30 protein-coding genes, 1 tRNA gene and 1 pseudogene are annotated in these 22,547 nt (G+C 44.4%); 26 read left to right on the top strand and 6 right to left on the bottom strand.

Translation table 11 applies throughout. The annotated features are described in order from the left end of the window. Positions 1-102 precede the first annotated feature (102 nt). The gene (gene mpl, locus P8S55_RS00685; protein WP_289224379.1) at positions 103-1,470 is read left to right on the top strand and encodes a UDP-N-acetylmuramate:L-alanyl-gamma-D-glutamyl-meso-diaminopimelate ligase; all 1,368 of its coding nucleotides are present in this window, start codon (positions 103-105) and stop codon (positions 1,468-1,470) included. 69 nt (positions 1,471-1,539) lie between these two features. On the opposite strand, the gene P8S55_RS00680 is transcribed toward mpl, so the two are convergent. From P8S55_RS00680 to P8S55_RS00670, 3 genes are all read right to left on the bottom strand, one after another. Further along, complete coding sequence (locus P8S55_RS00680) at positions 1,540-2,622, bottom strand: hypothetical protein (RefSeq protein ID WP_289224378.1); 1,083 nt, start codon at positions 2,620-2,622, stop codon at positions 1,540-1,542. Positions 2,623-2,662: 40 nt separating this feature from the next. Then, entirely contained in the window at positions 2,663-3,274 is a 612-nt protein-coding gene (locus P8S55_RS00675) for a hypothetical protein (protein WP_289224377.1), read from the bottom strand. 72 nt (positions 3,275-3,346) lie between these two features. Continuing rightward, complete coding sequence (locus P8S55_RS00670; RefSeq protein WP_289224376.1) at positions 3,347-3,994, bottom strand: RluA family pseudouridine synthase; 648 nt, start codon at positions 3,992-3,994, stop codon at positions 3,347-3,349. Positions 3,995-4,044: 50 nt separating this feature from the next. On the opposite strand from P8S55_RS00670, the gene P8S55_RS00665 reads away from it, so the two are divergent. Continuing rightward, entirely contained in the window at positions 4,045-4,533 is a 489-nt protein-coding gene (locus P8S55_RS00665; RefSeq protein ID WP_289224375.1) for a low molecular weight protein-tyrosine-phosphatase, read from the top strand. Between the two features lie 46 nt (positions 4,534-4,579). On the opposite strand, the gene P8S55_RS11190 is transcribed toward P8S55_RS00665, so the two are convergent. From P8S55_RS11190 to P8S55_RS00650, 3 genes are all read right to left on the bottom strand, one after another. Next, positions 4,580-5,305, bottom strand: coding sequence for a methyl-accepting chemotaxis protein (locus tag P8S55_RS11190; RefSeq protein WP_503010451.1), 726 nt, complete (start codon positions 5,303-5,305; stop codon positions 4,580-4,582). Between the two features lie 612 nt (positions 5,306-5,917). Further along, on the bottom strand, positions 5,918-7,042 hold the full coding sequence (locus P8S55_RS00655) for a protein-glutamate methylesterase/protein-glutamine glutaminase (RefSeq protein WP_289224373.1): 1,125 nt from the start codon (positions 7,040-7,042) through the stop codon (positions 5,918-5,920). Between the two features lie 30 nt (positions 7,043-7,072). Continuing rightward, positions 7,073-7,900, bottom strand: coding sequence for a CheR family methyltransferase (locus P8S55_RS00650; RefSeq protein ID WP_289224372.1), 828 nt, complete (start codon positions 7,898-7,900; stop codon positions 7,073-7,075). A 205-nt stretch (positions 7,901-8,105) separates the two neighbouring features. Here P8S55_RS00650 and P8S55_RS00645 point away from each other — a divergent pair, with 205 nt between their 5' ends. The 24 genes and pseudogenes from P8S55_RS00645 (at position 8,106) to P8S55_RS00530 (ending at position 22,539) form a co-directional block, all read left to right on the top strand. After that, the gene (locus P8S55_RS00645) at positions 8,106-9,137 is read left to right on the top strand and encodes a TP0910 N-terminal domain-containing protein (protein ID WP_289224371.1); all 1,032 of its coding nucleotides are present in this window, start codon (positions 8,106-8,108) and stop codon (positions 9,135-9,137) included. Between the two features lie 157 nt (positions 9,138-9,294). Then, positions 9,295-9,654, top strand: a complete 360-nt coding sequence (locus P8S55_RS00640) for a response regulator (protein WP_289224370.1) — start codon at positions 9,295-9,297, stop codon at positions 9,652-9,654. 27 nt (positions 9,655-9,681) lie between these two features. Then, positions 9,682-9,954 carry an STAS domain-containing protein gene (locus tag P8S55_RS00635; RefSeq protein ID WP_289224369.1) on the top strand — a complete coding sequence of 91 codons (273 nt, stop codon included), beginning with the start codon at positions 9,682-9,684 and terminating at the stop codon, positions 9,952-9,954. Positions 9,955-9,968: 14 nt separating this feature from the next. Beyond that, positions 9,969-10,241 (top strand): EscU/YscU/HrcU family type III secretion system export apparatus switch protein, encoded by a 273-nt coding sequence (locus P8S55_RS00630; RefSeq protein ID WP_289224368.1) that lies wholly within the window; start codon positions 9,969-9,971, stop codon positions 10,239-10,241. Between the two features lie 65 nt (positions 10,242-10,306). Further along, positions 10,307-10,383, top strand: a tRNA-Pro gene (locus P8S55_RS00625). Positions 10,384-10,507: 124 nt separating this feature from the next. Next, positions 10,508-10,942 (top strand): MarR family EPS-associated transcriptional regulator, encoded by a 435-nt coding sequence (locus tag P8S55_RS00620; RefSeq protein WP_289224312.1) that lies wholly within the window; start codon positions 10,508-10,510, stop codon positions 10,940-10,942. Further along, positions 10,939-11,436: a transcription/translation regulatory transformer protein RfaH gene (gene rfaH, locus P8S55_RS00615; RefSeq protein WP_289224367.1), complete on the top strand. Its 498-nt coding sequence runs from the start codon at positions 10,939-10,941 to the stop codon at positions 11,434-11,436. Before P8S55_RS00620 ends, rfaH begins: the two co-directional genes overlap by 4 nt. Before the next feature lie 123 nt (positions 11,437-11,559). Then, entirely contained in the window at positions 11,560-12,945 is a 1,386-nt protein-coding gene (locus tag P8S55_RS00610) for a nucleotide sugar dehydrogenase (protein ID WP_289224366.1), read from the top strand. Positions 12,946-12,974: 29 nt separating this feature from the next. After that, a complete protein-coding gene (locus tag P8S55_RS00605) occupies positions 12,975-13,187 on the top strand; it encodes a hypothetical protein (RefSeq protein WP_289224309.1) in 213 nt (70 codons plus the stop codon). Next, positions 13,169-13,507 (top strand): hypothetical protein, encoded by a 339-nt coding sequence (locus P8S55_RS00600; RefSeq protein ID WP_289224308.1) that lies wholly within the window; start codon positions 13,169-13,171, stop codon positions 13,505-13,507. Before P8S55_RS00605 ends, P8S55_RS00600 begins: the two co-directional genes overlap by 19 nt. Positions 13,508-13,539: 32 nt before the next feature. Next, entirely contained in the window at positions 13,540-14,730 is a 1,191-nt protein-coding gene (locus tag P8S55_RS00595) for an NAD-dependent epimerase (RefSeq protein WP_289224365.1), read from the top strand. A 147-nt stretch (positions 14,731-14,877) separates the two neighbouring features. Beyond that, on the top strand, positions 14,878-16,176 hold the full coding sequence (locus P8S55_RS00590) for a GDP-mannose 4,6-dehydratase (RefSeq protein WP_289224364.1): 1,299 nt from the start codon (positions 14,878-14,880) through the stop codon (positions 16,174-16,176). A 10-nt stretch (positions 16,177-16,186) separates the two neighbouring features. Beyond that, positions 16,187-16,540: a four helix bundle protein gene (locus P8S55_RS00585; protein ID WP_289224363.1), complete on the top strand. Its 354-nt coding sequence runs from the start codon at positions 16,187-16,189 to the stop codon at positions 16,538-16,540. A 41-nt stretch (positions 16,541-16,581) separates the two neighbouring features. Further along, positions 16,582-17,445, top strand: a complete 864-nt coding sequence (gene rfbA, locus P8S55_RS00580) for a glucose-1-phosphate thymidylyltransferase RfbA (protein ID WP_289225280.1) — start codon at positions 16,582-16,584, stop codon at positions 17,443-17,445. A gap of 206 nt (positions 17,446-17,651) precedes the next feature. Further along, positions 17,652-17,879 carry a putative DNA binding domain-containing protein gene (locus P8S55_RS00575; protein WP_289224362.1) on the top strand — a complete coding sequence of 76 codons (228 nt, stop codon included), beginning with the start codon at positions 17,652-17,654 and terminating at the stop codon, positions 17,877-17,879. After that, positions 17,869-18,009, top strand: a complete 141-nt coding sequence (locus P8S55_RS00570; RefSeq protein WP_289224361.1) for a hypothetical protein — start codon at positions 17,869-17,871, stop codon at positions 18,007-18,009. The genes P8S55_RS00575 and P8S55_RS00570 overlap by 11 nt, the downstream gene beginning before the upstream one ends. 379 nt (positions 18,010-18,388) lie before the next feature. After that, a pseudogene (locus tag P8S55_RS00565) lies at positions 18,389-18,652 on the top strand (BRO family protein); the annotation flags it as partial. Further along, complete coding sequence (locus P8S55_RS00560) at positions 18,649-18,837, top strand: hypothetical protein (protein WP_289224359.1); 189 nt, start codon at positions 18,649-18,651, stop codon at positions 18,835-18,837. The pseudogene P8S55_RS00565 and the gene P8S55_RS00560, both read left to right, overlap by 4 nt. A gap of 121 nt (positions 18,838-18,958) precedes the next feature. Next, positions 18,959-19,354, top strand: a complete 396-nt coding sequence (locus P8S55_RS00555; protein ID WP_289224358.1) for a sugar 3,4-ketoisomerase — start codon at positions 18,959-18,961, stop codon at positions 19,352-19,354. Then, entirely contained in the window at positions 19,347-20,036 is a 690-nt protein-coding gene (locus P8S55_RS00550; protein WP_289224357.1) for an acyltransferase, read from the top strand. Before P8S55_RS00555 ends, P8S55_RS00550 begins: the two co-directional genes overlap by 8 nt. Further along, on the top strand, positions 20,033-20,557 hold the full coding sequence (locus tag P8S55_RS00545) for a GNAT family N-acetyltransferase (RefSeq protein WP_289224356.1): 525 nt from the start codon (positions 20,033-20,035) through the stop codon (positions 20,555-20,557). The genes P8S55_RS00550 and P8S55_RS00545 overlap by 4 nt, the downstream gene beginning before the upstream one ends. A gap of 28 nt (positions 20,558-20,585) precedes the next feature. Beyond that, the gene (locus P8S55_RS00540; protein ID WP_289224355.1) at positions 20,586-20,849 is read left to right on the top strand and encodes a hypothetical protein; all 264 of its coding nucleotides are present in this window, start codon (positions 20,586-20,588) and stop codon (positions 20,847-20,849) included. Then, on the top strand, positions 20,846-22,396 hold the full coding sequence (locus P8S55_RS00535; RefSeq protein WP_289224354.1) for a DegT/DnrJ/EryC1/StrS aminotransferase family protein: 1,551 nt from the start codon (positions 20,846-20,848) through the stop codon (positions 22,394-22,396). The genes P8S55_RS00540 and P8S55_RS00535 overlap by 4 nt, the downstream gene beginning before the upstream one ends. Next, positions 22,393-22,539: a hypothetical protein gene (locus tag P8S55_RS00530; protein WP_289224353.1), complete on the top strand. Its 147-nt coding sequence runs from the start codon at positions 22,393-22,395 to the stop codon at positions 22,537-22,539. Before P8S55_RS00535 ends, P8S55_RS00530 begins: the two co-directional genes overlap by 4 nt. The last annotated feature ends 8 nt before the right edge of the window (positions 22,540-22,547 follow it).

The raw sequence follows: 22,547 nt of genomic DNA, 5'->3' as shown, positions 1-22,547 counted from the left end.
ACATCTTGCTTCATGCTTTAAGCTGAGCCTATTACCCAACCAGGCCTGGTTGGGTACAGTATTTGCTGTAAAATCTCTAAGGTTAAATTTAGGAATTTTTTTATGCATATTCATATTCTTGGTATCGCGGGTACCTTTATGGGCGGAATCGCGCAATTAGCCAAAGCAAAAGGCCATCAGGTCAGCGGCTCGGATAAAGCGATTTATCCACCCATGAGCACCCAGCTTGAGCAGGCCGGCATTGCGGTTATGGCTGATGACGACTTGCGTTTTCTGCAAAACCCACCTGAGCAAGTGGTGATCGGTAATGCGATGCGTCGCGGTCATGTCGCGGTCGAAGCCACCTTAAATGCCCAGCAGGTGTATACCTCCGGCCCGCAATGGTTAGCCGAAAATGTCTTGCACGATCGTTGGGTTATCGCAGTGGCCGGCACGCATGGTAAAACCACTACCAGCGCGATGGTGGCTTGGGTTCTGGACTATACCGGACTTAATCCTGGCTTTTTGATTGGCGGCGTGCCGGAAAACTTTGGCGTTTCCGCACGATTAGGCGATACGCCGTTTTTTGTAGTGGAAGCGGATGAATACGACACCGCGTTTTTTGATAAGCGCTCTAAGTTTGTTCATTATCACCCGCGTACGCTGGTGATGAATAATCTCGAATTTGATCATGCCGATATTTTCCCTGATCTAGCCGCGATTCAAACGCAATTTCATCACTTGGTGCGCACGGTTCCGGGCAATGGTTTAATTATTTATCCTGCACAAGAACAGGCGCTTGATGAAGTATTGGAGCGGGGTTGTTGGACGCCGACTCAAACCTTGGGTTTGGAGCAGGGCGATTGGCAAGCAGGCCTGCTTATTGAGGATGGCAGTGCATTTAGCGTTTTGTACCAAGGTAAGTTAATCGGTCAGGTGCATTGGGGCATGACAGGCTTGCACAATGTGCAAAACGCCTTGAGTGCTATTGCGGCCTCGGTGCATGCGGGTGTACCACCGTTTGAGGCGGTCAATGCTTTGAGCAAGTTTAAAGGCGTTCGCCGACGTATGACTAAAGTGGGCGAAGCGAAAGGCATTACCATTTATGATGATTTTGCACATCATCCAACGGCAATCGTTTTGACGCTGCAAGGGTTAAAAAAACAAATGGCGCAAACTGGTAGTAAAAATAAGTCAGGGCGTTTAATTGCCGTATTTGAACCGCGATCCAATACCATGCGCCTTGGGGTGCATAAAAACACCTTGCCGCAAGCTTTTGTCGATGCCGATGCGGTGTATGCGTTTATTGATCCTGCATGGAATTGGCAACTGCCCACAGAGGCTTTTAGCCAAAAAGTGACGGTTGAAAACAGCTACGAGGCTTTATTAAACACCCTAGCCAACGAACTGCAGGCAGGCGACCAAGTGGTTATTATGTCCAACGGTAGTTTTGGTGGTTTGCATCAAACGTTGCTGGATAGTTTTCTATAGTTTGAATTAGGTCTTACCTTAGGCCTTTTTAGATTGATTGCCTAAGGTAAATTGAGCTGGGTTCAGGTGTTAATTGGAGTATTCGTAAGGGTTGCGGTAGCGATAATGTTGAGAAGGGTTAGCTAACTCTTTTTGCATTTCGCCAATGGTGGTTGTTAGCGTATCAACGGCTTTTTCTAATGCTTGCTGTTGTTTAGTTAGTTCGAGTACTTTTATTTCTAAACGCTTGATTTCTTTATCATCAAGTGGAGTGGATTTGTAGTTTGATCCTGTGGATAAGTCCGTTCTCGACTGAAGGAGTTGATGGATTTGTTTTAGTTGTGCATCTAGCGCATTAAAACGTGGCATTAAATTGGATATGCTCGTAGTTGAAGTCGGTTGGGTTGCTAGGTTTTTAGTTAGGGTATCTGTTGAGCGTTTAAGCGCAGCGATATCTGCGTTTGTTTTGGTTAGGAATGCGGAGAGTTGTTGCTGGTTTGTTTGTGTTGCGGATTCTAGCCATTGTTTAAGTTGGGTTATTTCTTTGGTTAGCTGTTCATTTTCGGCTACAATTTTTACCGGCTCCAGCGGGGTATCGTTTAACGATTCACCTAAATTGAAGTCTGTGGAAATAGGGTTTTCAATAGATACTTCAATGATAGAGGCGAGTTCGTTTATTTTTAAATTAAGTTGACGTTGATTAAGCGAGTTTTCTGTTTTTATGATGTCAATAATTGACTGTTCGAACGCGATTTGTTGCTTTTGACCTTCATAAAAAAACCAAGCTGATACCCCAGCAATGCCACCCAGGAGCACTATTGCGGTTATAGACACGCCGGCCACAAAGCTACGAATAGATTTGTTGTCTTGGCTGGAATTGCGCATTGCTTGACGTGAAGAGAGGGCGATATCTTGTAAATCGTCAAGGTGAGCTTGTTGTTTATCTGCAATACGAAGATTAATTTGAGCACTTTCTTGACTGTTTTCTGTTGCCTTTTGTGTTGCTTTGATCGCTTCAAGTAATAAGGCCGTGGTATTGATTTCTTGAGGGTTAGGCGCGTTTTTTAATTTAGAGCGCGTATCTTTAACGTCTTGTACTTGGCTTTCAAGCATATCAGTCGTTTGCTCAAGTGTTTCAAGTTCATCAAGAAGTTCATCTGCAATATTAGTCATAAAACATGCCTGTTTAATTTATTCGGTAGCTTAATAAGGATTATTTTCCTTTTAATTGAGCCAACCGTTGTTTAATTTGATCGTTAGCAGCTTTAAGTGCATTGTTTTTTTCTTTTATAACATTAAGTTCTGTTGCAATTTCATCGGCCGATTTTAATGTATCAAGTTGCGCTTCATCAATCGTGTAGCCTGCGTTTTTAACTGTTTCAAAGGCGCGTTCAGCGGCATTGAAGGTTGCTTCAATGGCGGAGCGCGTTTTTTCAGCAGAGTTTTGTGCTTGTTTAGCCGTTGATATCGCAAGATTATTTACTTCGGAAGCCGTTTGCTTGATTTCATCAGCGATTGAGCGCATTTCTTTATCAAGTTCAATGGCTTCTTGCATATAATCAACAGAGGTATCTATAGAGGGTGGTTCCTCGGTCGATTCTAGTTCGGCTATCTCGTCTAGTTCGGCTATCTCGTCTAGTTCGTCTAGTTCGTCTAGTTCGTCTAGTTCGTCTAGTTCGTCTAGTTCGTCTAGTTCGTCTAGTTCAGCTATCTCGACTAGTTCAGCTACCTCGTCTAGTTCAGCTATCTCATCTAGTTCATTAGTTTCTTCAAGCATTTTCATCATTTCTAAGTTTGCAAGTTCTTCTTTCTCTTGAACGGTCATTACAACCCCCTTTAATTTGTTGATAAGCTTAGGCTTTATTTAGGCGTATTCAAGCATGAAATATGCCAATGACTAGATAAAATCAACTGGACAGCGTAGAGTTATTTGATGCTGTTTTGTTGGGTGCGTAAATTGTAATTCAGTTGCGTGAAGCATAAGGCGATTAACACGCTCATCTGTGGATTTATCAGCATAAAGATTATCACCTAAAATAGGGTGTCCAAGGGACTTCATATGCACTCTAAGCTGGTGAGAACGTCCGGTTATTGGATAAAGAGCCACTGAGAAATAATTACTGTATTGATTTAGCAATGTCCATTCTGTTTGAGCTGACCGCCCTTGATTAAAGTCAATTATTTGTCTTGGTCTGTTTTCCCAATCACAGCGCATTGGAAGGTTAATAAATCCTTTGGTTTGGCTCAACTTTCCAGCCGCTAGGGCATGATAAACCTTGCTGGTTTGGCGTTCCTGAAATTGTATGCTTAGCGCTCGGTGACTGGCTTTATTTAGTGCGAGTAATAAAATCCCCGAGGTGTCCATATCTAGGCGATGAACAATAAGCGCAGACGGGTGGCTAAGGTGTAAGTAGCTAAGTACGCAGGTTTTGTGCTCAGGGTTTTTGCCTGGAACAGAGAGTAGGCCGCTGGGCTTGTTAACCGCGACAATATCTTGGTCCTGGTAAATTATCCAGTCTGGTGCTGGGGTGATGTTTTTGATCATTAGGTGTCTTTAGGTGTAGAATCATGGTTTATTTTAAAGGAGCTTAGCTTATGAGCCAAAAGATTTCTGTGTTATTTGTTTGCATGGGCAATATTTGCCGATCACCGACAGCGCATGCTGTATTTAGAAAACTAGTCGAATCTGAAGGTTTAGATTCACATATTAGCATAGACTCGGCCGGTACTCATGCTTATCATGTTGGTAATCCGCCCGATGAGCGTTCAATGAAAACCGCTAATGAGCGCGGCATTAAAATGCAGGATTTGCGAGCTAGAAAAGTAGACTTTTCAGATCTGATCGAGTTTGATTATATTTTAGCGATGGATGGCGATAACTTATCTATCCTAGAGCAGATGGCCCCATCGGATTTAAAACCTAAAATTAAATTGTTTATGGAATTTGTACCGGATAGTAAACATGCTTACGTTCCTGACCCCTATTATGGAGGAGCAGAAGGGTTTAACCAAGTATTTGATATGGTGGATGAGGCATCAAAAGGGCTGTTAGCCTATTTAAAACAAAATCATCAACTTGTTTAATCGTTAAGTGACCCCAACCAGGCCTGGTTGGGGAATAAGCCAGCATTTAGAAAAGTTCAATCTCACCCTCATCCATCGTTCCACTGCTTACGCGGCGCATTCGGCTGGATTCAATTTGGTTGCGTTCTGCATGAATCCGAGCGCGGAAGTCATTTAATCGCTGTTGATACTCTTGTGTTGAATTGGATGGGTTTTGCTTTTCACTATCAAGGTAATAATTAATTTCGCGTGAGAAGCTATTTAAGTTTTGTAGATGATTCATAACCTGCTCAACAAGCTGGCGGACTATGTCTTCAAATTGCAGTGAGCGAACGGCATTGGACACGCTGCGTTCTATATCACCGATAATACTTGATACATCTCCCAGTTTAGTCGAAATAGTGGAGTTCATCGCTTCAAGATCGACAAGCATAGTATTGACACGTTGTTGGGAGGTGGCGGCTTGTTCCATGTCTTTGCTGGCCATTTCACTGACAATTGATTTTACTTGTTCAACGGTTTGATTCGCTTTTTGTGCTTTAAGGCGAATCTGTTCATTTAGTTGATTTGAATTTAATGAAAGCTTTCTCACTTCATCGGCCACAACCGCAAAACCACGCCCGGCTTCACCGGCGCGAGCGGCTTCAATTGCGGCATTCAGTGCAAGTAAATTAGTTTGATCAGCGATACCTTTTACATCCTCTAATAGATGAAAAATACCATCAATCTGGGTGACCATTTCATCGATTTTATGCATGGTTTGATTGCTGCGCTGGCTGCCGTGAGAAATCATATCAATAAGCTGCTGGAGAACCTGTTTGGTTTCGGCGGAGAATTTTTCAATGCTCATACCTTCACCCGTGCCACCAAGATTGGCGAGTAGTGACAAAACTAATTCGTATTGTTGGGTTGTTTGGTGATGTAACCCTGTAAAGCTTTCATTAAGCGTTTCAATCGCCTCCGCGACTAATTCTTTAACCTGACCAAGTTCACTGACCACAATATCCACTTCTTGAGCGACCACGGCATCTACATCACCCATAATAACCTGTAGCGATTCCCCCGATTCTCTGATAGCAATTGAAGGTGGTAGCGTGTCATTTAGATCCTTGTCGGCATGGGTTAGTGCGCTACTTGGTTGGCTTTGTTTGGACCAAACGAGTGCGGTTATGAGAACTGAAATGACTGAAATGACCGCTATGTTTACAAGTAGGATCAAGCATAGCGTAACCAGTGTTATCGTCCAGGCTAGCCATTGATGTTTTACTTGTACAAGCATTTTTTCTATGATGAGTTTCATGTAGAACGTTTCCTTAATAGGGTGCAGCGAGCGTATTTTATACAAGTGTCAGAATCCTGCGACTTAGCCAGGATGATAATTTGGATAAAAGCAGGCTTCATGCCATTATTTGTTTACTAGGTTTAATATTTTATGTGCAATTTTATCAAGGGGTAAAATCTGGTCTGCAGCCTCGAGCTTTACGGCTTCTCCTGGCATACCCCAAACGACACTGGTTTTTTGGTCTTGGGCGATGGTTGGTGCGCCCATTTCTTGAATTTCTTTTAGGCCTTTCGCCCCATCAGCGCCCATACCCGTCAAAATTACACCTATGGCATTGCTACCTACATTTTGTGCTACGCTTCTGAACATCACATCTACTGAGGGTTTATGGCGGTTAACCGGTGGGCCATCGTTTAAACGGCAAACATATTTGCCACCAACGGGTTCAATAAGCAAGTGTTTGTCTCCAGGGGCGATGTAAACATGGCCTTGAAGAAGAGGTTGGTTGTCTTTAGCCTCGTGCACTGTTAACTCAGAGACACTATCCATGCGCTGGGCAAAGGGTCTAGAAAAGGCAGCAGGGATATGTTGAGAGATAACAATAGGCGGAGTTGATGCCGGTAAACGCATCAGCACTTCTTTAATGGCTTCGGTGCCCCCTGTAGATGCACCTATGGCAATAACTTTCTCACCTCGTCTAGATGGCCTTAAGGTTGTAGATTTTTTCAAAATGATATCTGCATCATATTTTTCACTGACACTGGGTGCTGGTTCCAATCGTTCAACTTTAGGGCGGCTTTGTAAGTTGGATGAAAAGCGAGCATATTGCCTTTCAAGCGTACCTCGAGTTACTTTTGAGGCCATTAATACTTTAGCGCAAATTTCTTGAGTGTACTGTTCAAAGGTTTGCACAAGATTGATTTTAGGTTTGGTGACAAAGTCAATCGCCCCAAGCTCAAGTGCTTGAAGTGTCACTTCTGCACCGTGCTCAGTAAGGGTTGAAACCATGACGACAGGAAGGGGATGGAGTCGCATTAAATTTTTGAGGAAACTAATGCCGTCCATTTTTGGCATTTCAATATCTAAAGTGAGCACATCTGGATGCAGCTGCTTAATCATGTCGCGAGCCATATAGGGATCATTCGCACTGCCTACCACTTCAATTTGTGGGTGAGAAGACAGCATTTCGCTTAGCATTTGCCTTACTAGCGCAGAGTCATCAACTATTAGTACTTTAATCTTTTGCATGGTTAGTCTCTTAGTTAAATTAGGAGTAGGTTATCTAATTTTTCTATAAATCGTTTGTCCAAGTAATTCGAACCGATCACATATTTTATAAAGTGATTCAGAATGGCCAATAAATAGGTGGCCATTGTCGGGTAATAGGTCGGCATAGCGATTGAATAGTTTTGTTTGAGTCGGTTTGTCAAAGTAGATAACGACATTACGACAAAAAATTACATCAACCTTATCCTTAATGGGCCATTCATTCATCAGGTTTATTTGACCAAAGTCGATAATTTCTTGCAGCTCAGGTTTGACCTTTACGAGTCCATCGCGCTCACCTTTACCTTTTAAGAACCATCTTTTTTTTCGTGCTTCAGACACGCCTTTTAATCGCTCTACTTTATACACACCTTGGCGTGCGGTTTCAACTACTGTTGTGTCTAGGTCGGTTGCTAAAACCCGTGCGCTCCAATCGGCAGGTACGGTTTCTTTTAATACCGTTGCAATAGAGTAGGGTTCCTCACCGGTTGAGCAGCCCGCTGACCAAATCCGTATTTTTTTAGAAGCTTTGTTTTTTTCAAGTAAATGCGGAATAACCTGCTGTGCTAAATAATCAAAATGATGGTTTTCTCTGAAAAAGAACGTGAGGTTTGTGGTGATGGCATTAATCAAATTCACAAACTCCTCTTCCCCCATTTCATCAACATAATCTAGGTAGTCTGAAAAGCTATTCATTCCTAAAAAACGTATGCGCTTGGCTAGTCGGTTGTAGACCAGGTTTTTCTTGGTATCATTAAGGTCAATGCCTGCAAAGTTGTAAACAATAGACTTTACTCGTCTAAAGTCTTTATCATTAAAAGCATATTCATTCGCACTCATAAGGCAAATTCCTTTTTATAGAGCTGTTTTCTGAGCCTTCAAATTGATTGATTGATTAAATTCAACTTGTATAGTGCTTTAACTGGTAATCTAAGGCATTTATAAATCATATTATAGTTTAATATTTAGGGCTAAAGGTTGATTCGTTGGGATTAGATAGGTCTTTTACTGAGAGCCTTTTTTATAAACAGCTAGGGTGTCAAATATGGAACAGATTGGACAGCCGAATGTCAGGCCATCTGGTGTTCTGCAAGCGCAAGTAAACTCACCGCAGCTATTGACGAGCTTAAAGGCCATGGTTGGGCAAACGCTAAGTCTGCAAGTCATCCAACGTGACGAGGGGGTGTTGAGGGTTTCGGTCGGGGGACAGGTTATTCAAGCCAAAACACATCTTGATCTGACGCCAGGGCAGGTGCTTTCGGCAAGGGTAACAGATTATCAAGGTCAGATCCGACTACTTGTGAGCATGGAGACGTCGAGTAAACATGATGATAAAGCGATTTATCGTCAACTTTTACCTAACTCAACGCCAGTAAATCAAGTTTTAACGACGCTAATGCAACCTCAAATGTTGGCGCAATTACCACCGAGTATCCAAGCTAGCTTTACTCAGCTTTTAAATCAACTATTAAAAGTTGATAATCGGTTAACAGCCAACAGGTTAAAGCAGGCTCTAGAGCAATCGGGTGTTTTTTTTGAAAATAGCTTAGTGAAAAAAAAACCAAACCTATCTCACGACTTAAAAGGTGATTTGTTTAAGCTTCAACAGCAAATGCTTGAGCAGCAGTCAGCAAGGTCAACGCCAAGCCTGGCGCAGGCGATTGGCATGGTGGGGCAGGCGATTAACCAGATCAGTCTTGTTCAATATAATCAACTTAGTAATCTGGACTTTTTCTCATCAAGCATTCCTGTTGTATTGGGCCAAGCGGTTGAGGCTTTGCGAATAGAACTAAGACATAAAGCTAATCAGGAAGATGAGGTTTGGGAGGTTATGTTTAGTTTGCAGCTATCGAAGCATAACTTAACGTGCTTGTTGAGCTATGAATTGCACGCATTTAAGTGTAAGTTTTATAGCGCATCGGATGATTATTTGGCAGTCATAAAGCAGCAGCAAGCTATACTTGAGCAAAACTTTGAAGACTCGGGTTTGAGGCTGATGTCCGTTGAGTGGTTAGCTTTTGAACCTTCGTTTAGTGCACAAGCTAAGCAGGTTGGTTTGATAGACGTAAAAGTATAAAAAAATTATTAACCGCCCAGTGAATCGGTTTTTTATCGAATTGTGTTTTACATAGCTTCAGAATGTGCGTAAAATCAGTGAAAAATGTTTTTTAACCATTACCAAGTTTTTTTAAGTTCATAGCTTGATTAAATTAGAAAGATAGAGAGAGATTTCAATGTCAAAAATCTTAGCGGTTGACGATTCAAAATCTATGCGTCAAATGGTGAGCATGTCACTTAAGTCAGCGGGGCATGATGTGACGGAGGCTGAAGATGGTGTAGTCGCATTGGGAATTGCAAAATCCGAAAAGTTTGATGTAGTGGTAACAGATATTAACATGCCCAACATGAACGGCATCGAATTAATAACCGCTTTAAGAGCGTTACCTAATTACAAATTTACACCAATTTTGTGCCTAACCACTGAGTCTTCAGGCGATATGAAAACAAAAGGTAAAGAAGCTGGGGCAACGGGTTGGATTGTTAAACCCTTTAGTCCTGAAAAATTACTTTCAGTGATTAATCGCGTTCTTTAAAACTGAATTTTGTAAAAGGGGACTGCAGTGAGCAATGTAATAGCGTTACCCGAAAACTTGACAATCCACTATGCAGCTAGCTATTTGGAAAAAATTAAAGCTCAGTTAGAAACGAGTGACGGTGTCGTTTTTGAATCAGACAAGGTTGAAACCCTGGATACCTCAGGTGTTCAATTATTATTGGTTGTTATCAATGATTTAACCGCCAGAGGGATTGAATATTGCTTTGAAAGCCCAAGCAAGGTGCTGGTTGAGGCTATTCAGGCACTCGGTTTGTCACCGCACTTTAAGTTGAACTAGGTACGGATAGAGCGTTGCCTCGGTTAGTTGATAAGGTTGCGGTATCCCTTGAGTATAACGGTGATAGCGCACCTCGCGTCTCAGCTAAAGGCTCCGGCTTAATTGCACAACAAATAATAGAGCTTGCAAAACAGCATAATATACCTATCAAGCAAGACCCAGAGTTAAGTGCATTGCTTAGTCAGGTTGAGCTAAACCAAGAAATCCCTCCCGTACTCTACGAGGCAATCGTTCAGGTTCTTGTATTTGCCTATCAGGTTTCAGGTAAACCTCTTCCTAAACCTTAAATCGTGATCCTTTTTAATTTAATACTTGAATGTTGATGGTTTTAAGTTAGAATACACAGCGAATTCGGGGCATGGCTCAGCCTGGTAGAGCACCGTCATGGGGTGGCGGGGGTCGAAGGTTCAAATCCTTCTGTCCCGACCAAATTCTTTAGAAAGCCGGATAGCAATATCCGGCTTTTTTGTTTCTAAAACAACCTTTTAGTCACTCCGCTTTGTAAAAGATAGCTGGGTTTTTGATTTTTTTGGGATCAAAATTAGCATTTAGTATGAATATCTACAAAATAAAGCATGGTAACCCTCTAATCTATGGTGTAGAATATACCCACGTTCAAAAATTGAGCAAACACAAAACAATGGACTCCGCAACCCAGCTTGAAGCCTTGCGCCAAGTAACCCAACAGCACAACCAACGCACACTGGCGAAAAACCTAGGGTTTAGTGTTGGCAAAACCAACTACCTTCTCAAAGCGCTTATCGAAAAAGGTCTGGTGAAAGTAGAGCGGTTCGCGCACAGCGACAACAAATTAAACTATCGCTACCTACTCACCCCAAAAGGCATCGCGCAACGCATCGCACTAACCGAAACGTTTATCCAACGAAAAAAGCAAGAATACGATGCCCTGCAACAAGAGCTCATCCAACTGCACAACCAAAATCACGAACAACCAGCGCAATCACCCACTCGAGACAAGCGCCCATGAACCGTTGGTATCTTATAATGACCAAGCCCAAGCAAGATGCGCTGGCCGAACAAAACCTGACACAGCAAGGCTACCAGGTTTATAGTCCCAAAATCAAACTACAAACACCTTGCCGCGGCAAAATGCGCCCACAAATACACCCTCTGTTCCCGCGCTACCTATTTATACAGCTTTGTGATGAAAATCAAAATTGGGCGCCCATTCGCTCAACCAAAGGGGTGTGGCAAATTGTACGCTTTGGCAACCATCTACCTACCCTAGACGATGCCATCATTGGACAGATACAAAAACAAGAAGCCCAACAACTAGAAACCCAAGGCCTAGCCCAGCTAAAAAATGGCGACGGCATACGCATAGAAACAGGCCCGTTTTACGGACAACAAGCCCTATTTGAAAGCTACGATGCCGACCAGCGCATCATAGCCCTAATGACCATAATGGGGCAGCCGCTAAAAATAACCCTAGACGCCGCACAGGTCACAAAAAGCACCTAAGCGCACCCAATAGACTTTAATAGCAACACCAGCAACACCAAAAACCAACCCCCCCACGATATACGTAACGACAGCGTAGGGCGGTAGCGTCTTCAACCCTGACCAAGAGAATAGGAAACAACTATGAAAATCGCCGTAGCAGGAACAGGGTACGTTGGCTTATCACTAGCCGTGTTATTAGCCCAGCACCATGAAGTTGTTGCGTTAGACATCGTTCCGGAAAAAATCGACCTATTGAATAACAAACAATCACCGATTATCGATGCTGAGATAGAGGATTTCCTAGCTAATAAACCACTTAACCTAACCGCCACCCTAGACAAGCACCAGGCCTACCAAAACGCCGATTTTGTCGTGATAGCCACCCCAACCGACTACGACACCGAAACCAACACCTTCAACACCAAGTCCGTTGAAGCCGTGATCGCCGATGTGCTCGCGATTAACCCCCAAGCGATCATGATCATCAAGTCTACCGTGCCTGTAGGCTACACCCAATCCGTAAAACAAAAATTTGCCCGTCATTCCGGTGAAGGCACCCGTCATTCCGGTGAAGGCACCCGTCATTCCGGTGAAGGCTCCCGTCATTCCGGACTTGATTCGGAATCTTCTGAGATGCTGAAACAAGTTCAGCATGACCTGGATTCAGTTCAGCATGACAACAAGGTTCCGAACATCCTCTTCTCCCCAGAATTCCTGCGCGAAGGCAAAGCCCTATGGGACAACCTGCACCCATCGCGCATCGTCATGGGCGAGCAATCCGAGCGCGCGCAAACCTTTGCCAATCTACTCGTTGAAGGGGCGCAAAAACCAGAAAACGAAATCCAAGTATTGTTCACCGACGCCACCGAAGCTGAAGCCATTAAGTTATTTTCCAACACCTTCCTAGCCCTGCGTGTGTCCTACTTCAACGAACTCGATACTTATTGTGAAACCCATGGCCTCAGCACCAAACAAGTCATTGAAGGCGTCGGCCTTGATCCACGCATCGGCGACCACTACAACAACCCAAGCTTTGGCTATGGTGGTTATTGTTTGCCCAAAGACACCAAACAGTTACTGGCTAACTACCAAGATGTGCCACAAAACCTAATCCAAGCCATAGTCGATTCCAACACCACCCGCAAAGACTTTATCGCCGACCAAGTGATAAAAAAACTAACCGAAAGCCACCCTGAACAAACCGAACGTCATCCTGAACTCGTTTCAGGATCTCCAGCCCCCAAAGTAGGCATCTATCGCCTCGTCATGAAACAAGGCAGCGACAACTTCCGCGCCAGCGCCATCCAAGGTGTGATGAAACGCATCAAAGCCAAAGGCATCCCAATCGTTATTTACGAGCCAGTTTTAACCGAGCAGGGCGCAACCGAATTCTTCCACTCAAACGTCATCAGCGACCTGAACGACTTCAAAGCCCAAAGCGACGTCATTATCGCCAACCGCCTAACGGATGACATACAAGACGTAAAAGACAAGGTGTATACTAGAGACCTGTTCGGAAAAGACTGAATGATATCTAGAAAACTAAGGAGCCAAAAATGATTGAAACAATTTCAACTAAAGAATGGCAAACATTACCTGAACATGCTCAGCAAGAAGTTAAAGATTTCTTTTTATTTATAAAAGCAAAATACGCTCATCAAAGCCAAGCAAAACAGCTAGATAATGAAGCCATGCTACTTAGTGAACAGGCGCTAGCTAAAGATTGGCTTAACCCTGAAGAGGATAAAGCATGGGCAGCCTATCAATAGGAAGCGTCGTATTTGTGCATTTTCCATTTTCTGATTTAAGCGGGTCAAAGAAAAGACCCGCTTTCGTATTAGCTGTTCTGCCTAAGGACGATATAATCCTTTGCCAAATAACAAGTAAAGCTTATGCCGACCCAAACGCCATTGAATTACGCCAACAAGACTTTACACAAGGCCAATTGATCCAACTTAGTTACATTAGACCCAGTAAAATATTCACTGCAAACATAGCTATTGTGGACAGTGTTGTAGCGCAAACGCATCCACAAATTCATCAAGAAAGCGTCAATCAACTTGAACGCATCTTAAGAAACTATTCCTAAAAATCAATAAGTTAAACAAAGAAATAAAACACATGCAATTAAACATCAAAAATCAAAAACTAAACATTCTAATAACCGGCGCCGCTGGTTTTATTGGTTTTCACCTCATCCAAGCCCTAAAACCCTTCGGCCACAACATCGTCGGCATAGACAACCTAAACGATTACTACGACCCACAGCTCAAACTCGACCGCCTAAACGCCCTGGGTTTAGATATAACGCAAAAAACAGGTCATTCCGGCGAAAGTTCCCGTCATTCCGGCGAAGGCCGGAATCTCCAGCCGAATCCGCACACCCACCAAAACCTAACCTTTCTAAAACTCGACCTTGCCGACCGCGCAGGGATACAAGCCCTATTTAAAGACAACGCCTTCGATATCGTTGTTAACCTTGGCGCACAAGCGGGCGTGCGCTACTCAATTGAAAACCCGCACGCCTACGTGGATTCCAACCTAGCTGGCTTTGTCAATATCCTAGAAGGCTGTCGCCACAGCAAAATCAAACACCTGGTTTATGCCAGCTCAAGCTCGGTATACGGCATGAACATCAAACAACCCTTTAGCACAGCAGACCGAGTGGATTACCCCATCAGCTTATATGCCGCCACCAAAAAATCCAATGAACTCATGGCACACACCTACAGCCACCTTTACAACATCCCAACCACAGGCTTAAGGTTTTTTACCGTTTACGGCCCAATGGGCCGCCCAGACATGGCGTACTTCTCTTTCACCAAAAAAATACTCAAAGGCCAAACCATTGACGTCTTCAACAACGGCGACATGCAACGCGACTTTACCTACATCGACGACATCGTAGAAGGCATCACCCGCGTCATGGAACGCCCACCAGTAAGTCACTCTGAACTAAAAGCTCGTCATCCTGAACTTGATTCAGGATCTCCAGAGATCCCGGCCTACGCCGGGATGACAACAGAAACAACCGGTATGACGAACAAAATCACCAACGCCAGCGCACCCTACAAAATCTACAACATAGGCAACAACCAACCCGTCACCCTGCGCCGATTTATCACCGCCATAGAAACCGCCACCGGCAAAAAAGCCAACGAAAACCTCTTGCCCATGCAACCCGGAGATGTACCCATTACCTATGCTGATGTAGACGAACTAACAAAAGACACCGGCTTCAAACCCAGCACCAGCATCGAAGAGGGTATTGGCAAGTTTGTGAATTGGTATAAAAGCTACTACAAGTGCTAATCTAGCTTAGATGTGATTGAGATACTAACGGGTACGGTTCGTCCAAGAAAGTATCGACCGAGCGTTAAAACAATACCTCGCCCTCACCAAAGGCACCGATGTCGATAGACCGCGTAATCTCACCAAATCAGTGACGGTAGAATAAAAATGCAAGCAAATATTGATAACCAAAAATTAACAATCCTTATCACCGGCGGTGCCGGTTTTATCGGCTCGGCGGTTGTGCGCCATATCATTAACGACACCGACTATTCAGTGGTGAATGTCGATAAGCTCACCTACGCGGGTAACCTAGAATCGCTCGCAAGCATCGAAAACAACCCGCGATATGCGTTTGAACAGGTGGATATTTGCGACGCAGTAGAATTAAAACGTGTATTCAACCAACACCAGCCAGGCCTGGTGATGCATCTGGCCGCAGAGTCCCATGTTGATCGCTCCATCGATGGCCCCGGGGAGTTTATCCAAACTAATATTGTCGGCACCTATACCTTGCTTGAACAAGCACGCGCCTACTGGTCAAAACTGCAAGGCGACAAAAAAGCCAACTTCCGTTTTCACCATATTTCAACCGATGAGGTTTATGGTGATCTGCCACATCCTGATGAGATCCTGAAACAAGTTCAGGAAGACGAAAGCCATCATTCCGGGCTTGACCAGAGCCGTCATCCTGAACACCGCACACGTCATCCTGAACTTGATTCAGGATCTCTACCGCTCTTCACCGAACAAACCGCCTACGCCCCAAGCTCGCCCTACAGCGCCAGCAAAGCCGCTTCAGACCATTTAGTACGCGCTTGGCTCAGAACCTACGGCTTCCCAACCCTAGACACCAACTGCTCCAACAACTACGGCCCCTATCATTTTCCAGAAAAACTGATTCCGCTAATGATATTAAACGCCCTAGAAGGTAAACCGCTACCTATCTACGGTAAAGGCAACCAAATCCGCGACTGGCTATATGTAGAAGACCACGCCCGCGCGCTGGTACTCGTTGCCACCCAAGGCAAAGTAGGAGAGACCTACAACATCGGCGGCCACAACGAAAAACAGAACATTGAAGTCGTCAAAACCATTTGTGAAATTTTAGAAGAGTTGGTTCCTTGGGCTAATAAGATGCTGAAACAAGTTCAGCATGACGAAACAAATACTAAAATCAGCCATTCCGACCAAACAAACCGTCATTCCGACCAAACAAACCGTCATTCCGACCAAACAAACCGTCATTCCGGGCTTGACCCGGAATCTCCAGCCGGCTACGAAACACTCATTAAATACGTAACAGATAGACCGGGCCACGACATGCGCTACGCCATCGACGCCAGCAAAATCCAACGCGAACTCGGCTGGACACCCCAAGAAACCTTCGAAAGCGGCATACGCAAAACTGTCCAATGGTACCTAAACAACCAGGCCTGGTGTGAGCGAGTGAAGAGTAAAGCGTGAGGGGTGAAGGGTGAGAAAGCATTATGATTTACGTGCTTGGCAAATTGCGATGATATTAGTTGAGCAGGTTTATGCGATAACTTCTCACTTTCCCAATGAAGAAAGATTTGGATTAACCAACCAACTTCGCCGAGCAGCCGTGTCTGTTCCCAGTAATATTGCTGAAGGTGCAGCAAGAGGTAGTGATGCAGACTTTCTGAGATTCCTTTATATCTCACGTGGCTCACTAAGCGAGATAGAAACACAATTGCTGATAGCTAAAAATTTAAACTTTTTGTCAGATATGCAAGAAGTCCAACAAACAATAGAACAAACATTTGCCCAACTTGGCGGATTAATTAAGCACCTAGAGACAAAAAAATGACACAAAACACCTCACACTTCACACCTAACGCCTCACCCAAAATGAAAGGCATCATCTTAGCCGGCGGTTCCGGCACACGGCTTTACCCCATCACACGCGGTGTATCCAAACAACTGCTCCCGGTTTACGACAAACCGATGATCTACTACCCGCTATCGGTGCTAATGCTTGCGGGTATCCAAGATATTTTAATTATTACCACACCCGAAGACCAAGCCAGCTTTATCCGCATGCTCGGCGAAGGCAAAGACTTTGGCATCAACCTCACCTACGCCATCCAACCCAGCCCCGACGGACTCGCCCAAGCCTTTATCATCGGCAAAGAGTTTATTGGCAACGACAGCGTGTGTTTAGTGCTTGGCGACAACATCTTCTGGGGACAAGGCTTTAGCCCCATTCTAAAGCGCGCCGCCACCAGGCCTGGTGGTGCTAGCGTATTTGGCTACCAAGTCAAAGACCCAGAGCGATTTGGCGTGGTCGCGTTTGATGAAAACCAAAAAGCCATCAGCATCGAAGAAAAACCGCAAAAGCCAAAATCCAACTTTGCCGTCACCGGCTTATATTTCTACGATAACGACGTAGTTGAAATCGCCAAACAAGTTAAGCCCAGCCATCGTGGTGAACTCGAAATAACCACCCTAAACCAACTTTATCTAGAGGCAGGCAACCTAAACGTAGAACTCCTCGGCCGTGGTTTTGCCTGGCTAGACACCGGCACCCACGAAAGCCTGCTTGAAGCCGCCATGTTCGTCGAAACCATCGAAAAACGCCAAGGCTACAAAATCGCCTGCCTAGAAGAAATTGCCTGGCGCAACGGCTGGCTAACCAACGAACAAGTCGCCCAAACCGCCAAAGCGCTGTCCAAAAACAGTTACGGGCAATATTTAGCCGATTTAATTAAATAACGCTGCCTGATAAGGTATGCTAAATCTTGCTAATACATGAGGAGAGCCTAAAAATGTATGCAATCGAATTTGAAACCGACATAGACAGCGAATAGATACGTGTTCCAGAGTTTGAAAAACTCAAAAACAAACACGTTAGAGTAATAGTGCTTTCTGACGATACGGATGCCGTCATAGAGCCGGTAAACCAGCTAACCACCTAACAAATGCAAACGATTGTTAACCAAGCGCGCGAAAGTGGCCTCAGTGAAACTAACTTGCAACAAATGAAACAACGATTTATTGCAGACAATCCAGGAAATAGTTCTCGTCAATTAGTGCAACAGTTAGGTGCATCACAGCGCACAATGGAGCGCTGGCTCAAGCAGCTCAAAGACGCAGAAAAAATCGAATTCCATGGCAGTAGCAAAACGGGAGGCTACTATGTCAAATAACACAGCCAACCCCGCCATTCCGGCTTACAATTATGTCATTCCGGCCTACAACCCCGTCATTCCGGCGCAGGCCGGAATCTCCAGCCGGCTGCGCAAACCCTCGAAAGATCCTGAAACAAGTTCAGGATGACATGAAAAACAAACGTCATTCCGGCGCAGGCCGGAATCTCCAGCCGGCGGTGCAAACCCTCGAAAGATCCTGAAACAAGTTCAGGATGACATGAAAAACAAACGTCATTCCGGCGCAGGCCGGAATCTCCAGCCGGCGGTGCAAACCCTCGAAAGATCCTGAAACAAGTTCAGGATGACATAAAAAACAAACGTCATTCCGGCGCAGGCCGCAATCTCCAGCCGACTGCGCAAACCCTCGAAAGATCCTGAAACAAGTTCAGGATGACATGAAAAACAAACGTCATTCCGGCGCAGGCCGCAATCTCCAGCCGACTGCGCAAACCCTCAACAGATCCCGGCCTTCGCCGGGATGACGCCAAGATGACGCACAAGAGCAGTGGTACGTCGCAATTGTCGATGTGATTGAGATACTCACAGAAAGCAAAGATTACCAAACGGCGATAAAATATTGGAATAAGCTAAAACAACGTCTGAAAGAAGAAGGCAATAAAACGGTAACAAACTGTCACCAGTTGAAAATGAAAGCCGCTGAGGGCAAAATGCGCCAAACCGATGTCGCCGACACACAGCAACTTTTCAGGCTTATTCAATCGATTCCATCACCAAAACCTGGTCAGATAAAACCGGCAAAAAAGTGGTGACGAGCCGAAACGCCAAACACCTGCTGGATGATAAAAACCAATCGACTGGCTACATTGCATATTATCTATTTACTGATGCGCATGACCGCTTTATCATTATCGCCAACCAAGACATCTACCACCTAGGCGCAAGCCTAAAAGACCTTGGAAAAAAAATGGTTCGCCTTTTCGAAAATGCAACATAAACCACCACCAGGCCTGGTGGCCTAATGGCTGGCTCAGCAACCAACAAGTCGCCCAAGCCGCCAAACCCCTGTCCAAAAACAGTTACGGGCAATATTTAGCAGATTTAATAGGACATAAGTTATGACGATAAGCGAACATAAAATACTAGGTGATGAAAGAGGGCAATTGGTTGCCATAGAAGCTGAAAGGCAAGTACCTTTTGAAATTAAGCGTGTTTTTTATATCTACGGCACTAAAGAAAATATTCCACGTGGCAATCATTCTCACTACAAAACCAAACAATATTTAATTTCTGTTGCTGGCTCTTGTAAAGTGACATTAGATGATGGTAAGGGTGGCAAAACAACTTATGATTTAGATAGCCCCAATAAAGGACTTTTTCAAGATGCCTTAATCTGGGGAACCATGCACGACTTTTCCGAAGATAATGTACTTTTAGTATTTGCGGATGATTACTACAAAAAAGAAGACTACATTACCGATTACAACGAGTTTATAAAGGTCGTCAATGCTTAATTACACAATCCACCCGCTCGCCGATGTACAAACCGACCAAATTGGCGAAGGCACCAGCATTTGGCAATTCAGTGTCGTACTCAAACGAGCGCAAATTGGCGCGAACTGCAATATCAACGCACTCACGCTCATCGAAAACGATGTGATTATCGGCGACAATGTCACCGTCAAATCAGGCGTACAAATCTGGGATGGCTTGCGCATCGAAAACAATGTGTTTATCGGCCCAAACGTCAGCTTTACCAACGACTTTACCCCGCGCTCCAAACAACGCCCGGCCGAGTTTTTAAAAACCACGCTAAAACACCATGCCTCCATTGGCGCCAACGCCACCATTATCGGCGGCATTACTATCGGTGAATACGCCCTCATCGGAGCGGGCAGTGTCGTCACCAAAGACATCGCGCCTTATGCACTAGTTTACGGCAACCCCGCCAAACAACACGGCTGGGTATGCGAATGCGGCACAAAACTCGAAAATTTAATTTGCCCAGCATGCCAAACCCAATACCAAATCAAGGATAATACTTTGAACAGAACAGAACAGAACAGAACAGAACAGAACAGAACAGAACAGAACAGAACAGAACAGAACAGAACAGAACAGAACAGAACAGAACAGAACAGAACAGCCGTAAATGACGATTGGTTTCATGCTAACACCCTGCGAGGTGCGGCATGAAATCCATTCAAGGCAAAAACATCAACCTACGCCCGGCAAGGGTAGAGGATGCGGAGTTTATTTTAGGTTTGCGATTGCAACAACACAAAACCCAATATTTAAGCCCGGTAGAAAACGACCTTGTCAAACAGCAGGCCTGGTTACAATGCTACCAACAAAAAGAACAACAAGGCTTAGAATATTACTTTGTGATTGAAAGCATACAACACGAAAACCTAGGACTGGTGAGAGTGTATGATTTACAACCTGATTCATTTTGCTGGGGCAGTTGGCTCATCAAAGATAATGCGCCAAAAACCACCGCCATCGAATCGGCACTATTGGTGTATGAATTTGGTTTTGGAAAATTGGGCTACAAACAAGCCCACTTTGACGTAAGAAAAGGCAACGAGCGTGTGATTGCTTTTCACCAACGCTTTGGGGCAAGCGTTACGCACGAAGACGAATTAAACTATTACTTTAACTACCAACTTAAAGACTATTTACAAATTAAACAAAAATACCGCCGTTTTTTAAGTTAAACACTAAAAAATCGGGCTGGAGGCAAACATGATAGTGCAAGCGACAAAGCGCAATAACGAATGGGTGATACCCAATATCCCCGAACTACATGCCAACAATCAAGATCATATTTTGTTGGATATTCATTTAGCTGACAATACCCAAAAAAACCAGACCAACACGGACGAATACATTAAGCAAAACTGGAAAAAAATTGTTTCGAAAAGTCTGGCACAGCTGCCTGTAGATTATGAAAAAACAGACCAATATCTTGAAGAAAGAGCTAATTATCTAATGGAAAAGTACAAATGAGACCTATTTTACTTGATAACAACATTATTATTGATTTGCTATCTGAAGATAGGCAGAGTAATTTTCCAGTTTCAAAGCAAGTGTTTGAAATATTAAACACTAAAAAGATACCTATCTACATTAGTGTATCATCATTAGATAATATCGAATTTGTGCTTATTGGCGAGATAAAGCGATATATTGACGTAACGACTGCAATCGCCAAGAAAATGACCCGATTTGCGATTGAAGAACTCGTTTCAAAAGTTAAAATCGCCAAAACCCCAAGCTACATCGACATCGATTACGACGACATCGAAGACTCGCAAATCATTGCCTCCGCGCGTGCAGTGAATGCCAAAGTGCTCACCCGTGACGAAGGCATGTTAGCCAAATACCCAAACGACACCCTAAGTCCGGCTGAGTTTTTAAAACAACAAACCGAGCCACAAAAAGTCAGCTTTTTAGATTTAAAGGCCATCAACCAACAATACACCCATGAATTTGAACACGCCTTCGACCAAGTGCTAAACTCCGGCTGGTACATTCAAGGCAGCCAAGTTAAAGCCTTTGAACAAGAATTTGGCGACTACTGTGGCACCAAACACGCCATTGGCGTGGCGAATGGCTTAGATGCGCTGATTCTAATCCTAAGAGCCTACAAAGAACTCGGTAAGCTCAAAGAAGGCGACGAAGTGATTGTGCCCGCGAACACCTACATCGCCAGCATACTCGCCATCACCGAAAATCGTCTTAAACCGATTTTAGTAGAACCAGATACCCAAACCTACAACCTAGCACCAGGCCTGGTTGAGACAGCCATCACCCCAAACACCAAAGCCATTTTAGCGGTACATCTTTATGGCCAACTCGCCGATATGCCCGCCATTAACGCCATAGCCAAAAAACACAATCTATTAGTGATTGAAGACTCCGCTCAATCCCACGGCGCACAAATCGACGGCCGCAAAGCCGGCAACTGGGGCGATGCCAGCGGCTTTAGTTTTTACCCCGGCAAAAACTTAGGTGCACTTGGCGATGCCGGCGCAGTGACTACCAACGACGACCAACTCGCGCAAACCATCCGTGCTTTAGGCAACTACGGCAGCCACAAAAAATACCAAAACCTCTACCAAGGGGTTAACAGCCGATTAGACGAGATCCAAGCCGCACTATTAAGAGTCAAACTCAAAAACCTAAACACCGAAACCCAGCGCCGTCAACAAATCGCGAAAATGTATATAGAAGGCATTAAAAACGACGCAATCGTTTTACCCCTCACGCCTAACACCTCACCCTTAACACGTAAAGACTGTGTTTGGCATTTATTTGTTATACGCACCACCAACCGCGAAAAGTTACAAAACTACCTAACCGAGCAGGGCATCCAAACCCTAATCCACTACCCAATCGCCCCGCATCACCAACCAGTCTACCAGGCCTGGTCAAACCAAAGCTACCCCATTAGCGAAGCCATGCACCAAGAAGTGCTCAGCCTGCCCATAAGCCCGGTGATGACGGATGATGAAGTGCAAAAAGTGATTGAAGCGGTGAATAGCTTTAAATGACCCTCGTTAAAACCTCAATCCTCAGCTTTATCGCCACGGCTATTAAAATGCTAGCAGGCCTGGTGATTAATAAAGCCGTGGCACGAGAATTGTCAACAAAGATGGATTATACTTTTAGTGATAACTACATACTTGAAGGTTAGGAGGCAAG

Origin of the sequence: Thiomicrospira sp. R3 (genome assembly GCF_029581415.1) — a bacterium.
In the GTDB taxonomy this organism is placed as follows: domain Bacteria; phylum Pseudomonadota; class Gammaproteobacteria; order Thiomicrospirales; family Thiomicrospiraceae; genus Thiomicrospira.
This window is presented reverse-complemented; position numbering and strand designations above follow the sequence as displayed.

Excerpts from the sequence above, each read along its gene's own strand:
- P8S55_RS00545 (WP_289224356.1), top strand. The coding sequence starts at position 20,033 with ATGAAATCCATTCAAGGCAAAAACATCAACCTACGCCCGGCAAGGGTA.
- P8S55_RS00670 (WP_289224376.1), bottom strand. The coding sequence starts at position 3,994 with ATGATCAAAAACATCACCCCAGCACCAGACTGGATAATTTACCAGGAC.
- P8S55_RS00550 (WP_289224357.1), top strand. The coding sequence starts at position 19,347 with ATGCTTAATTACACAATCCACCCGCTCGCCGATGTACAAACCGACCAA.
- rfaH (WP_289224367.1), top strand. The coding sequence starts at position 10,939 with ATGAACCGTTGGTATCTTATAATGACCAAGCCCAAGCAAGATGCGCTG.
- P8S55_RS00640 (WP_289224370.1), top strand. The coding sequence starts at position 9,295 with ATGTCAAAAATCTTAGCGGTTGACGATTCAAAATCTATGCGTCAAATG.
- mpl (WP_289224379.1), top strand. The coding sequence starts at position 103 with ATGCATATTCATATTCTTGGTATCGCGGGTACCTTTATGGGCGGAATC.
- rfbA (WP_289225280.1), top strand. The coding sequence starts at position 16,582 with ATGAAAGGCATCATCTTAGCCGGCGGTTCCGGCACACGGCTTTACCCC.
- P8S55_RS00650 (WP_289224372.1), bottom strand. The coding sequence starts at position 7,900 with ATGAGTGCGAATGAATATGCTTTTAATGATAAAGACTTTAGACGAGTA.
- P8S55_RS00530 (WP_289224353.1), top strand. The coding sequence starts at position 22,393 with ATGACCCTCGTTAAAACCTCAATCCTCAGCTTTATCGCCACGGCTATT.
- P8S55_RS00555 (WP_289224358.1), top strand. The coding sequence starts at position 18,959 with ATGACGATAAGCGAACATAAAATACTAGGTGATGAAAGAGGGCAATTG.
- P8S55_RS00655 (WP_289224373.1), bottom strand. The coding sequence starts at position 7,042 with ATGCAAAAGATTAAAGTACTAATAGTTGATGACTCTGCGCTAGTAAGG.
- P8S55_RS00600 (WP_289224308.1), top strand. The coding sequence starts at position 13,169 with ATGGGCAGCCTATCAATAGGAAGCGTCGTATTTGTGCATTTTCCATTT.
- P8S55_RS00605 (WP_289224309.1), top strand. The coding sequence starts at position 12,975 with ATGATTGAAACAATTTCAACTAAAGAATGGCAAACATTACCTGAACAT.
- P8S55_RS00540 (WP_289224355.1), top strand. The coding sequence starts at position 20,586 with ATGATAGTGCAAGCGACAAAGCGCAATAACGAATGGGTGATACCCAAT.
- P8S55_RS00595 (WP_289224365.1), top strand. The coding sequence starts at position 13,540 with ATGCAATTAAACATCAAAAATCAAAAACTAAACATTCTAATAACCGGC.
- P8S55_RS00620 (WP_289224312.1), top strand. The coding sequence starts at position 10,508 with ATGAATATCTACAAAATAAAGCATGGTAACCCTCTAATCTATGGTGTA.
- P8S55_RS00645 (WP_289224371.1), top strand. The coding sequence starts at position 8,106 with ATGGAACAGATTGGACAGCCGAATGTCAGGCCATCTGGTGTTCTGCAA.
- P8S55_RS00575 (WP_289224362.1), top strand. The coding sequence starts at position 17,652 with ATGCAAACGATTGTTAACCAAGCGCGCGAAAGTGGCCTCAGTGAAACT.
- P8S55_RS00535 (WP_289224354.1), top strand. The coding sequence starts at position 20,846 with ATGAGACCTATTTTACTTGATAACAACATTATTATTGATTTGCTATCT.
- P8S55_RS11190 (WP_503010451.1), bottom strand. The coding sequence starts at position 5,305 with ATGATTTCTCACGGCAGCCAGCGCAGCAATCAAACCATGCATAAAATC.
- P8S55_RS00610 (WP_289224366.1), top strand. The coding sequence starts at position 11,560 with ATGAAAATCGCCGTAGCAGGAACAGGGTACGTTGGCTTATCACTAGCC.
- P8S55_RS00590 (WP_289224364.1), top strand. The coding sequence starts at position 14,878 with ATGCAAGCAAATATTGATAACCAAAAATTAACAATCCTTATCACCGGC.
- P8S55_RS00675 (WP_289224377.1), bottom strand. The coding sequence starts at position 3,274 with ATGACCGTTCAAGAGAAAGAAGAACTTGCAAACTTAGAAATGATGAAA.
- P8S55_RS00665 (WP_289224375.1), top strand. The coding sequence starts at position 4,045 with ATGAGCCAAAAGATTTCTGTGTTATTTGTTTGCATGGGCAATATTTGC.
- P8S55_RS00570 (WP_289224361.1), top strand. The coding sequence starts at position 17,869 with ATGTCAAATAACACAGCCAACCCCGCCATTCCGGCTTACAATTATGTC.
- P8S55_RS00680 (WP_289224378.1), bottom strand. The coding sequence starts at position 2,622 with ATGACTAATATTGCAGATGAACTTCTTGATGAACTTGAAACACTTGAG.